General features: G+C 69.1%; 9 protein-coding genes. 3 read left to right on the top strand and 6 right to left on the bottom strand.

All coding sequences use genetic code 11. The features are described 5' to 3' along the window. Positions 1-3 precede the first annotated feature (3 nt). From DK368_RS03360 to rimP, 3 genes are read right to left on the bottom strand one after another with little or no spacing between them, the layout of a single operon-like run. Entirely contained in the window at positions 4-684 is a 681-nt protein-coding gene (locus tag DK368_RS03360) for an RNA-binding protein (RefSeq protein WP_114392160.1), read from the bottom strand. A gap of 24 nt (positions 685-708) precedes the next feature. Then, the gene (gene nusA, locus DK368_RS03355) at positions 709-2217 is read right to left on the bottom strand and encodes a transcription termination factor NusA (protein WP_114392159.1); all 1509 of its coding nucleotides are present in this window, start codon (positions 2215-2217) and stop codon (positions 709-711) included. Positions 2218-2253: 36 nt separating this feature from the next. Further along, positions 2254-3042 (bottom strand): ribosome maturation factor RimP, encoded by a 789-nt coding sequence (gene rimP / locus DK368_RS22355; protein ID WP_114392158.1) that lies wholly within the window; start codon positions 3040-3042, stop codon positions 2254-2256. Positions 3043-3442: 400 nt separating this feature from the next. On the opposite strand from rimP, the gene DK368_RS03345 reads away from it, so the two are divergent. Beyond that, positions 3443-4135 (top strand): MBL fold metallo-hydrolase, encoded by a 693-nt coding sequence (locus tag DK368_RS03345; RefSeq protein ID WP_275668464.1) that lies wholly within the window; start codon positions 3443-3445, stop codon positions 4133-4135. 13 nt (positions 4136-4148) lie between these two features. Here DK368_RS03345 and DK368_RS03340 read toward each other — a convergent pair whose 3' ends face one another. After that, positions 4149-6173, bottom strand: coding sequence for a transglycosylase domain-containing protein (locus tag DK368_RS03340; RefSeq protein ID WP_240002319.1), 2025 nt, complete (start codon positions 6171-6173; stop codon positions 4149-4151). A gap of 331 nt (positions 6174-6504) precedes the next feature. Between DK368_RS03340 and DK368_RS03335 the strand changes: the two genes are divergently transcribed. After that, positions 6505-6825 carry a hypothetical protein gene (locus DK368_RS03335; protein ID WP_114392155.1) on the top strand — a complete coding sequence of 107 codons (321 nt, stop codon included), beginning with the start codon at positions 6505-6507 and terminating at the stop codon, positions 6823-6825. 35 nt (positions 6826-6860) lie between these two features. Next, complete coding sequence (locus tag DK368_RS03330) at positions 6861-7811, top strand: GNAT family N-acetyltransferase (RefSeq protein WP_114392154.1); 951 nt, start codon at positions 6861-6863, stop codon at positions 7809-7811. Positions 7812-7820: 9 nt separating this feature from the next. On the opposite strand, the gene DK368_RS03325 is transcribed toward DK368_RS03330, so the two are convergent. Together DK368_RS03325 and DK368_RS03320 are read right to left on the bottom strand one after the other, a co-directional pair. Next, positions 7821-9122 (bottom strand): hemolysin family protein, encoded by a 1302-nt coding sequence (locus DK368_RS03325; protein ID WP_114392153.1) that lies wholly within the window; start codon positions 9120-9122, stop codon positions 7821-7823. Between the two features lie 130 nt (positions 9123-9252). Further along, on the bottom strand, positions 9253-11694 hold the full coding sequence (locus DK368_RS03320) for a sensor histidine kinase (protein WP_114392152.1): 2442 nt from the start codon (positions 11692-11694) through the stop codon (positions 9253-9255). Positions 11695-11709 lie beyond the last annotated feature (15 nt).

Below are 11709 nucleotides of genomic sequence, written 5' to 3'. Positions count from 1 at the left end.
CCTTCAGCCGCCCAGCGCCTTGACGCGGTCGACCTCACGCAGCAGCCGCGCCGCCAGCGGACCCGCCGCCAGCACCGCATGCACTGCCTCGTCCCGCCCCAGGGCCGCCCCCAGTTCCGCCCGGTCGAACAGATCGACCAGCGGCACCGACAGGGCCTGGGCCAGCGGACGCAGCTTGGACCGGCCGTCATCCGACCCGTCCCGTGCCTCCAGCCACAGACCGACCGCCACGCCACGACCAAACCGGCCGGTGCGCAGCGCCGCCTGCACCTTCTCGAACCCCGCCACGGCGCCCCCGCCCTTGCGGGCGAGGCCGACGAGATCCAGGGCCCGACGCCGGACCAGCTGACGCACAAGCGCCGGCAAATCCGGTTGAACCTTCACCGCGCGACGCGCCGCCTTGGCGAACAGACCCTTTGACAAGGCCTTTTCAACCAGGGCGGGGTCCGCCGTCAACCACAGCCCACGTCCGGGCAGGGTTTCCTCCAGGTCGGGCACCACCGTTCCGTCCGGACCCAGGACGAAACGGATCATGTGATCCTTCGCCTGCACCCGCCCGGAGGCGATGCAGCGGCGCAGCGGACTCTTGCGTCCGCCGACCGCTTCCGGCTCATCCGCCTGGGCCTCCGGAGGCAGAACCTCCGGCACCCCGGGCGGGGCCGGCGTTTCCGTGGCGGGCTGCATCAGACCGCCTCCGATCCGCCGGCCTTAAGCCTGGGCACCCGCACCAGCCTCGTCACCATCGGCAAACCAGTGCGCACGCGCGGCCATGATGATCTCATTGGCCTCATCCAGCGTCATGGCATCCTTGCCGACGATCTCGATCAGTTCATCACCCGCCAGATCGGCCAGATCGTCGAGCGTCTTCACGCCCTTGTCACCCAGCTTCACCAGCATGGCCGGAGTCAGCGCATCGATGGCGGCCACCTCGTCGGTGACACCCATCCCCTTGCGCTTCTCTTCCAGTTTGGCGTTCTGTTCCTCCAGGAACGCGGCGGCGCGGGCCTGCAACTCCGCCGCCACATCCTCGTCGAAGGCCTCGATCGCCGTCAGCTCGTTGAGGTCGACGAAGGCGATCTCCTCCACCGAGGTGAAGCCCTCATTGACCAGCAGATGGGCGATCATGTCGTCCACGTCCAGGGCTTCCATGAACAGCTGCGACCGGGTGGCGAAATCCGCCTGCCGCCGCTCGCGCTCCTCGGCCTCGGTCATGATGTCGATGGTCCAGCCGGTCAGCATCGAGGCCAGACGCACATTCTGGCCGCGGCGACCGATGGCCAGGCTCAGCTGGTCGTCGGGCACCACCACGTCGATGCGGTTGGCATCCTCGTCCAGCACCACCTTGGCCACCTCGGCGGGGGCAAGGGCATTGACGACGAAGGTGGCCGGGTCGCGGTTCCAGGGGATGATGTCGATCTTCTCGCCCTGCAGTTCGCCAACCACGGCCTGGACACGGCTGCCGCGCATGCCGACGCAGGCGCCGACCGGATCGATGCCGCTGTCCTTGCTGATGACCGCGATCTTGGCGCGCGAACCCGGGTCACGGGCCACGGCCATGATCTCGATGATGCCATCATAGATCTCCGGCACTTCCTGGCGGAACAGACCCTTCATGAAGTCGCCATGGGTGCGCGACAGGAAGATCTGCGGACCGCGGGGCTCGCTGCGCACATCCATGATCAGGGCGCGCACGCGGTCGCCGGTCTTGAAATGCTCGCGCGGCAGGCACTCGTCACGGCGCAGGATGGCCTCGGCCCGGCCGAGATCCACGGTAACGTTGCCATACTCGACGCGCTTGACCAGACCGTTGACGATCTCGCCCTTGCGGTCCTTGTACTCGTTGAACTGGCGCTCGCGCTCGGCCTCGCGCACCTTCTGCACGATGACCTGCTTGGCCGTCTGGGCGGCGATGCGGCCGAAATCGATGGGCGGCAGCGGATCGACCAGGAAGTCGCCGACTTTGGCCGCCGGGTTCTTGCGCTTGGCCTTGGCCAGATCGATCTGGGTCGCCTCGTTCTCGACCTCCTCGACCACTTCCATATAGCGGGTCAGCAGGATCTCGCCGGTCTTGCGGTCGATCCGGGCGCGGATGTCGTGCTCATGCCCGTACTTGGAGCGCCCCGCCTTCTTGATGGCCTCTTCCATGGCCTCAAGGACGTGCTCCTTGTCGATGTTCTTCTCGCGGGCGACCGCGTCGGCTACCTGAAGCAGTTCCATCCTGGCGAACCCTGCCTTGTCTGCTCTGTCTCTGGATCAATCCTGCGCCGCGCCGGCCGGAGCCGACTCGGTGCGGGAGGGATCATCGGTGGTTTCGGTCTCATCCTCCGCCCGGGTCTTGGCGAACCGGCCGGGGCCCTTCTTCTTCTCCGCCTTGGGCTTCGGTGCCCAGGCAGCCTTCGCATGGCCGCGGACGGGCTTGGCATCCTCGTCCACATCCATGGCGCCGCCCTCGGTCCCGGCGCTGGCGGCCTCACCGGCGGCAGCCGCCGCCAGCAGGGCGTCGGTCAGTTCCAGCTTGGCCTTCTGCACCAGGGCGAAGGGGATCTCCGCCACCTCGACCAGGCCGGAGGCGACCATATCCGGATCGACAGGCGCAGGGGCCGGTGCGGCCTTGCCCTTCTTCGCCGGCTTGGCCGCCTTGGACGGCTGCTCCAGCACGACCAGGACATTCTCGCCCTCGACACCGTAGAGCACGCCCTTGAAGCGCTTGCGCCCCTCCAGCACGACCGTGGTCTCGATCCGGGCCTCGAAGCCCTTGAAGCGCTCGAAATCCTTCAGCCGGGTCAGCGGGCGGTCGATGCCGGGGGAGCTGACCTCCAGCACATAGGCCGAGGCGATGGGATCCTCCACATCCAGCAGGGCCGAAACGGCCCGGCTGATGTCGGCGCAATCGTCCACGGTCATGGCGGCGCCGTCGGCGCGCTCGGCCATCAGCTGCAATGTCGGACGCATGCCGCCGGAAACCTGCACGCGCACCAGCTCGTAGCCCATGGCCTCGACCGAAGGTCCGACGATCTGACTGACGCGTTCCAGAATGTCCATGCGGCTTCAACTCCTCTGACGCCCGCCCCGCCCCCGGAGCACACCCCCGGCGGCCGACCCGCCCCTCATCGCGGGAAAGACGCGGGAAAGACAGGCCCAGATAAACAAAAAGGCGGGCCAAAGGCCCACCCGCAAAGCAGACCAGCCGCGCCAGCGAGGCTTGCTGGCCGGTCCGTATGGGATTTCCTGGTGGCGTATATAGTCCTGTTTTCGCCGGCAGGGAAGCGGAATCGGCGTCTGGCTGCCCGGCGTCCGCCGGAGGCCCCGACGCCCCGCCTCCGGCTGTCCCCCGGCTGCCGGCAGCGCCGCCGGTCCCGGGGCCGTTCCTGTGAAGCCTTGGCCCTGCGGGCGGCCCCGGCTATCGTGCGCGCAATTCCCGACAGAGACAGCCGGAGCCAGCATGCCCGCCGCAGACCCGATGCCGCCCACCCCACCGCCGCCCCTGCAGGCGCTGATCATCCCGGTCACCCCGTTCCAGCAGAACTGTTCGATCCTGTGGTGTACGGCGACGAAACGGGCCGCCATCATCGATCCGGGCGGCGGTGTCGCGCAGATCACGGCGGCGCTGGCGCAGCACGGGCTGACGGCCGAGCGCATCCTCATCACCCACGGCCATGTGGACCACGCCGCCGGCGTGGTGGATCTGAAAGCGGAACTGCCGGTGCCGGTGGAAGGACCGCACCGGGGCGACGATTTCTGGCTGGCCGACCTGCCGGCCCGCGGGCGCGACTATGGCATGGCCTATGCCAAGGCCTTCACGCCCGACCGCTGGCTGGAGGACGGGGACCGGGTGCAGGTGGGTACGCTGACACTGGAGGTGCTGCACTGCCCCGGCCACTCGCCGGGCCATGTGGTGTTCTTCCACCCGGAAAGCCGGTTCGCCGTGGTCGGCGACGTGATTTTCCAGGGCTCCATCGGCCGCACCGACTTCCCCGGCGGCAACCATGCCACGCTGATCCGCAGCATCCGCGAAAAGCTGTTTCCCCTGGGTGACGACGTCGCCTTCCTGCCGGGACATGGCAATCCCTCCACCTTCGGCCAGGAGCGGCAGGGCAATCCCTTCTGCGGCGACCGGGCCGTGGCCCGGGGCTGACGCCCTTACCGGACTATTCGCCGCCGGCCTGCAGCTTGCGCAGCAGGTCGGCGATGGGGTCGCCCTCCTGGGTGGGGACCGGCTCCTGTGTCGGCGTGGCCGGCTGGGTGCTGTTCTGGGCCACCATCGGCACCTGGTCGGGCTGGCTGGACAGGCCGGGCAGGTCGCGCGGCGGCAGCCCCTGATGGGCGTCGGCCATGATGTCGTGCCACAGATGGGCCGGCAGGCCGCCGCCGGTGACCTTCTTCATCGGGCTGTTGTCGTCATTGCCCATCCAGACGCCGCCGACCAGATCGGCGGTGAAGCCGATGAACCAGGCATCCTTGTAGTCCTGGGTGGTGCCGGTCTTGCCGGCCACCATGCGGTCCAGCTGGGCCGCCTTGCCGCTGCCATAGGTCACAGGCCCCAGCAGCAGCCGGGTCATGGCCTGCACATCCGGCCCCGACACGGCATAGCCGGCGGCCGAGCCGCGGCGCTGGTACAGCGGCTGCCCGTTGGCATCGCGGATTTCCAGGATGGCATAGGGAATGACCGAGCGCCCGGCATTGGCCAGGGTGGCATAGGCCCCCGTCATCTCCAGCAGCGTCGCCTCGCTGGTGCCCAGCGCCAGCGACAGGTCGCGGCGCATGGGCGAGGTGATGCCCAGCCGCTTGGCCATGCCGCGGGCCCGGTCCACACCGATGCTCTCCAGCAGGCGGACCGCCGCCGTGTTGATGGAGAAGGCCAGGGCGTCGCGCAGCGTGACCTCGCCGCGGTAGCGCCCCTCGTAATTGCCCGGCTCCCATTTGCCCTTGCGGTAGGGCGCGTCGAGGATATGGCTGTCCGCGGTCCAGCCCGCCTCCAGCGCCGCCAGATAAAGGATCGGCTTGAAGGACGACCCGGGCTGGCGCAGGGCCTGGGTGGCCCGGTTGAACTGGCTGCTGTCGTAATCGCGGCCGCCGACCAGGGCCTTGACCGCCCCGTCCGGGCTCATCAGCACGGCCGCCGCCTGGCTGACATGGGATTTCTCGCCGTTGGCGGCCAGCATCTCCTTGATCCGGGTCTCCGCCGCCTGCTGCGTGGCGCGGTCGAAGGTGGTGTAGACGACCAGATCGCCATGGTCCGGGCCGATGAAGGACGCCACCTGGTCGGCGACCCAGGCGGCGAAATAGCGCCCGTCGCCCTCGCTGCCGGACTTCTCCCGCGCCGGGGGGGCCTGCAGCGCCGCCCGGGCCTCGGCCTGGGTGATGTAGCCCTGCTCCAGCATCTCCGACAGCACCACGGCGGCACGCTGCATGGCCCGGTCCTCGCTGGCCGTGGGCGCATAGCGCGACGGTGCCTTCAGCAGACCGACGATGATGGCGGATTCCCGCAGGTTCAGCGCGGTGGCCGGCTTGTCGAAATAGGTGCGGGCGGCGGCATCGACGCCGAAGGTGCCGGCGCCGAGATAGACCCGGTTGAGATAGGCGGTGAGGATCTGGTTCTTGCTGTAGCGCCGCTCCAGCCAGACCGCCAGCATGGCCTCCTGGATCTTGCGCTTCAGCGTCTGTTCCGGCGTCAGGAACAGGTTCTTCACCAGCTGCTGTGTCAGGGTGGAGCCGCCCTGCACATAGCGCCCGGCCCGCCAATTGATGTACATCGCACGGGCGATGCCGATCGGATCGATCCCGAAATGATAATAGAAGCGGCTGTCCTCGGTGGCGATCAGGGCATTGACCAGATGCGGCGGCAGATCCTCCACCCGTACCGTGGCACCGCGAAGATCACCGAAACGATGGAAGGGCGTGCCATCGGCGGCCACCAGCGTCACCGCCGGCCGGCGCTCCACCTGCACGGCCTTGTCCACGTCGGGCAGGTCATGCCCGTACCAGGCCAGCACGAACAGCAGGGCCAGACCGCCCCAGATCATCAACAGCGCCAGCGACTGGCCCAGCAGGCGGCCGATGCGCAGGCGACCGATGCGCAGGCGCGGGCGCGGCGGCTGGTCCGAGGGCGGCCGGCGGCGGGGAGGCGGATTGCCCGATGTCGGGGCACGGGGCGGGGCGCGGAGGGTGCTCAACAGACGGACCGGGAATGAACAGACGGGCGATGCCGACGACGGGGCCACCATAAGGCTGGCACCGGGCGGGGGGAAGCGACGGCGGACGGGGGCTGCCCCGAACACCCGTCAGGACTATGCCCTCCGACCCCGGCGCCTGCCACCCCCGACGGCAGCGGAAAACGTTCCGGAAGAAAGCGGCGGCATCGCGGCGCCGGGGGGGCGCTTCCGGCCACGGCCGCGGCATAGTGCGGGCACCACGCCGCATAGACCGGAGCGCTGGCCGCGGCGGCACAGGCTCCCTAGGGTGGGATCATCCGTTCCCCACACGATGAAGACGGGAGATATTTCCATGACCGATGCCGCCACTCAGGCCCAGTTGCAGCAGCTGGAGACCGCCATCCGCCAGAACCCCGACCTGGTGGCCAGACTGGGCCGGGCCACCGACCGGGCAGAGGTGGTGACCCTGATCGCCGCCGAGGCCAAGGCCGCAGGGCTGGGGCTGGACCCGGCCCAGATCGCCACGGCACTGGACGCCTACAGCCTGCCCTTCCCGGCCAATGACGAGCTGGACGACGCCGACCTGGAGAAGGTGGCCGCCGGCTTCCCGCCGCGGGTCGAGAGCAAGATGCCGACCCACACGCCGGATAACAGCGTGACCTACGGACGCTGATCCGGCATGGGCGCGGACAGGGCAGCCGGGGCGTCATGACCAGAGCACCCGCCCCGGCGGCCGTGCTGGCCGTACCGGCCGCCCTGGACGGGCTGGCGGCCTATGCCGCCTTCACCTATCCCCGTTACCGGCCCTTGCTGGGTCCCGGGACCGTTCCGGACCACACCCTGCCCCAGGCGGATGCCTGTTTCGCCGTCACCGCGGCGGACGGGCAGGGCCGACCGCTGGGGCTGGCCCTGGCGGCACGGACCGCCCCGCGGGAGGGGCGGCTGCTGTCGATCCTGGTGGCCGCGCCCTGGCGCCGGCAGGGGCTGGGCCGGCGGCTGCTGGCCGCCATCGAAACCGCCGCCGCCCATCGCGGCCTGGACCTGCTGACGGCCTATTACAATGACGGCCTGAAGGGCCGTCCGGCCCTGGAAGCCCTTCTGGCCGCCGCCGCCTGGTCGCCGCCGCAGACCCACGAGGTCCGGCTGTTCGGCCGGGCGTCCTTCCCCGCCCGGGCCGAGCCGGACTGGCGGCCCTTCCTGCGCCGTGTGGAAGCGCAGGGCTATTCCCATTCCCTCTATGCCGAACGGACGCCCGCGGACGAGGCGGCCGTCCAGGCCCTGTGCGCCAGCGACCGGGTGGAGCCGCGCCTCCGTCCGGCGGACTGGCTGGTGCGGCCGGCCGACCCGCGCGTATCGATCCTGATCCGCCGCCACGGGGCGGTCGCCGGCTGGGTGCTGGGCGAGCCGGGTCAGGATTTCGACGGCATCCACTACACGCTGGGCTATGTGCTGCCGAGCCTGCGCCGGGCCGGCTGGCTGATCCGCGGCCTGTGGGAGGTGGTACGGCTGCAGGCGGCCGCCTATGGCCCCGACCATCTGGCCGTCTATGAGACCAATGGCGAGAACACGCCCATGATCCGGGTCATGCTCGAACGCCTGTCCCCCTATGCCGAGCGCATCGACGCGCAGCGGGTCAGCCGCAAGCCCCTGGCGCCCTAAGCCCCCGGTTCAGGGTTCCGTCGGGGTCACCAGACTGACCAGCACCTTGTCGATACGGCGGCCGTCCATATCGACGACCTCGAAGCGGTAGCCGTCGTGCTCGACCCACTCCCCGGCCGTGGGGATGTGGCCGAACTTGAACAGCAGGAAGCCGGCCAGGGTGTGGTAGCCGCTATCCTCGTCACGCAGGCTCTTCAGCCCCAGCAGCGCCTCCACCTCCTCCACCGCCAGCATGCCGTCGATGAGGAAGGACCCGTCGGGACGGCGCACCACATCGGCATCCCCGTCCTCCCCGGCCTCGGGCAGTTCGCCGGCGATGGCCTCCAGCACATCGGTCAGGGTGACGATGCCCTCCACCGTGCCGTACTCGTCCACCACCACGGCCATCTGCTCGCCCGACTGCTTGAACAGCTCCAGCAGGCGCAGCACCTCAGCCCCGTCATGCACCACCAGCGCATCCTTGACCGCCGGCCGCAGATCGAACGGCTCGCCCTGCATCAGCCCGTGCAGCAGCTGTTTGGTGTGAACGATGCCGATGACATCGTCGAATTCGCCGCGGCACACCGGCAGGCGGGAATGGCCGCTCTCGCGGATCTCGCGCTTGATGGTTTCGGCATCATCATCGATGTCGAGCCACATCACCTCCAGCCGCGGGGTCATGACCGAACGCACGGTGCGGTCGGCCAGGCGCATGACGCCCTCGATCAGCCGCTTCTCCTCCGGCTCGAACACGCCCGAGGCCGTGCCCTCGGCGATCATGTTCTTCACCTCCTCTTCCGTGACCACATGCTCGGCCTTCTCCGGCACGCGCAGAAGCCGCAGCATGGCCTCGGTCGAGGCGCCCAGCAGCCAGACGAAGGGGGCGGTGGCCTTGGACAGGCCGCGCATGATGGGGGCGGCGAAGACGGCGATGCGCTCGGCGTTGTTCAGCGCCACGCGCTTGGGCACCAGCTCCCCGACGATCAGCGACAGATAGGTGATGGCGACCACGACCACGGCGATGGCGATGGTGCTGCCATAGGCGGCCAGGACCGGGAATGTCTCCAGCCAGACCCCCAGGCGCCCGGCGATGGTGGCGCCGCCGACGGCACCGTTGATGATGCCGATCAGGGTGATGCCGATCTGGACGCTGGACAGGAACCGCGACGGGTCCTCCTGCATCTCCAGGGCGATGCGGGCGCCGCGCTTGCCGTCCTCGGCCAATTGCTGCAGCCGCAGCTTGCGGGCGGATACCATCGCAAGCTCGGACATGGCGAAAAAGCCGTTCAGCAGGATCAGGAGAAGGACGGCACCAAGTTCGAGATAGACCATCGGTCCGGAGCAGTGACTCGGGCCAGGATGCGGCCCGCGCCACACATCCTACTGATTTGCACGGGAAATGCGAGGGGATGTCACAGGTGTCATCGTCCGGGGCGTGGGCCGGCCTCCGCGGCCGGACCTCTCAGGGCCGGGCTTCCGGGAAGGACAGGCCACCCGATTCCACCCACAGCACCCTCGAAACCGGGATATGCAGCGTGGCCGTGGTGCCGACGCCGAACTCGCTTTCCAATGTCAGCCGGCCACCATGCAGCTCGGCCATGCCCTTGGCCAGGGTCAGCCCCAACCCGGTGCCCGGATTGGTCCGGGCATAGACATTGTCCACCTGGTGGAAGGGAATGAAGACCTGCGGGATATCCTCGGGCCGGATGCCGACGCCGGTGTCAGTGACAGCCACCGACAGGCCGCGGGCCGGGTCCAGCGTGGCGGACACCCGCACACTGCCGCCGGGAGCCGTGAACTTGATGGCGTTGGACAGCAGGTTGAGGATGATCTGCTTGAACTTGACGTCATCCACCAGCAGCGGCGGCAGACCTTCGGGGATGTCCACGCTCAGCAGCAGCCGGCGCTCCAGTGCACGGGCACGGACGATACGCTCGCAGCCATGCAACAGATCGGCAATGCCGCAGATGCGCTCGCGCAGCTCCACCCGCCCGGCTTCCATCTTCGACACATCGAGAATGTCGTTGATCAGGGTCAGCAGATGCCGCCCGGAGGCGATGATATCCCCGGCATAGGCGGCGGAGGCACCATTGGCGGCCTGGGTCAGCTCCGCCTCCAGCACCTCGGCGAAACCGATGATGGCGTTCAGCGGCGTCCGCAGCTCATGGCTCATATTGGCCAGGAACTCCGACTTGGTGCGGCTGCCCATCTCGGCCTCGGCCTTGGCCAGCCGCAGCTGATCCGCGGCCCGGCTGCTGGCGATCACCAGCGACGCCAGATGCGAGACGCGGTGCAGCAGATCCATCTCGGCCGGGGCAGGCTCGCAGGCATAGGTCCGGTAAACGGCGAACGCTCCCAGCGGGGTGCCGTCCCCTCCCAGAACCGGCATCGACCAGCAGGCCCGCAGGCCTACGGCCAGCACCCTGTCCCGGAAAAGGGTCCAACGGCGGTCGCTGGCAATATCGGCGGAAATCACCGGCATCTTGCGGTACAGGGCCGAGCCGCACGCCCCCACCTCCGGCCCGATGGCCAGACCATCGAGCATGACGCTGTAGTCGGGCGGCAGATTCGGGGCGGCGCCGATGCGCATATGCACCCCGTCATCGTCCAGCAGCAGGATGGAGCAGCGGCTGTCCGGCACCATCGCCTCGACACCGCGGCACAGCGCCTCCAGAACCGGCCCCAGTTCCATCTGGGAGGCCGCCATTTCCAGCACGCCACGCTCGATGGTCAGCTGATGTTCGACCCGGTGGCGGTCATCCAGCTCCGCGGCCAGACGTTCGGCCGTGGCCTTGAAGGTCTGCAACGCCTGCCAGGCGTCGGCAAATTCCGGCGTATTGCGCGGCATGGCGAGCGGCGTGCGCAGATCGCCCTGTGCCAGGGCCGCCATGGCCCGGGTCAGGGATTCCAGCGGCAGCAGCAGGCGATGCCGGACCAGCAGGATCAGCGTGGTGGCCAGCACCGCCGCCAGAATGAAGCGGACCACGGTCCAGGCCAGTGCGGAGCGGGCCTCCCCTTCCTGCCGCTCGGTCATTGCCAGACCGGACTGGATGGCGACGCCGGCCAGATCCTGGATGGCCATCAGGGCGCTGAGGCCGGAGCGCAGCGATTCCGATGACGGCACCTCCCCCGCATCGGCCTGCAACCAGGCCGCCTGGATCGGCAGGAAACGCTGGAACCAGGCCGCCTCGGCATTGCGCAGCGCCGATGTCGCCTCGGGCAGGGATGCGGCGCGGTCCCGCACGATATCCCAGGCCACCTCCATGCGGCGTTCCAGCAGCTGGACCCGCTGGCGCATCGACTCCAGATCGCCGCGTCCGTCCGGCAGGATATCGATCCCGCTTCCGGCCTGCTGGCGCAGATCAAGCACGGACAGCAGCAGCAGTTCGGCCGCCGGATCGCTGTGGCCCTCGACCAGCGCCACCCGCACCAGATCCCGCGACAGGCCGATCACATCGGCCAGACGCCGCTCCCCCGCGCGATCCCAGCGGTCGGGCAGATCGGGAGCCGGCGGCGAGCCGGAAAACAGGGAATCCATCAGTGGATGCAGGGCGACGAGGGCGGCATTGCTGGCCTGCACCGAGGCGATGGCCGCCGCCGTCCCCTCTGGCGCCGGACCGGCCAGGGCCGCGGCCAGATTGTCGGCCGCCTGACTACGATGACGCTTCAGCTGATCCAGGAGGCCGGGGGAAGCCAGCGCGGGCCGCGCCAGGGCCAACGCCGACAGCCCCTGATCCAGGACCATGTCGCGGGCCGCCTCCAACAGCAGCTTTTCCCGCTGCTTTAGGGTCACGGACTGACCGGCGCGGCGGTAATCCTGCCAGGCGGCCTCCACATTCATGGCCGTCCGCACCACCGGCAGTGCCGCCAGCAGCATCAATGCGCCCAGCAGCGCCGTCCGCATTCAGTTCCTACCCTT

The organism is Oleisolibacter albus (assembly GCF_003336875.1).
Lineage (GTDB): Bacteria > Pseudomonadota > Alphaproteobacteria > Azospirillales > Azospirillaceae > Niveispirillum > Niveispirillum album.
Note: the sequence above shows the minus strand (reverse complement) of the source record. Positions and strands in the feature narration are given on the sequence as shown.

Coding starts and splice junctions, on each gene's coding strand:
- DK368_RS03360 (WP_114392160.1), bottom strand. CDS start 684: ATGCAGCCCGCCACGGAAACGCCGGCCCCGCCCGGGGTGCCGGAGGTT.
- nusA (WP_114392159.1), bottom strand. CDS start 2,217: ATGGAACTGCTTCAGGTAGCCGACGCGGTCGCCCGCGAGAAGAACATC.
- rimP (WP_114392158.1), bottom strand. CDS start 3,042: ATGGACATTCTGGAACGCGTCAGTCAGATCGTCGGACCTTCGGTCGAG.
- DK368_RS03345 (WP_275668464.1), top strand. CDS start 3,443: ATGCCCGCCGCAGACCCGATGCCGCCCACCCCACCGCCGCCCCTGCAG.
- DK368_RS03335 (WP_114392155.1), top strand. CDS start 6,505: ATGACCGATGCCGCCACTCAGGCCCAGTTGCAGCAGCTGGAGACCGCC.
- DK368_RS03330 (WP_114392154.1), top strand. CDS start 6,861: ATGACCAGAGCACCCGCCCCGGCGGCCGTGCTGGCCGTACCGGCCGCC.
- DK368_RS03325 (WP_114392153.1), bottom strand. CDS start 9,122: ATGGTCTATCTCGAACTTGGTGCCGTCCTTCTCCTGATCCTGCTGAAC.
- DK368_RS03320 (WP_114392152.1), bottom strand. CDS start 11,694: ATGCGGACGGCGCTGCTGGGCGCATTGATGCTGCTGGCGGCACTGCCG.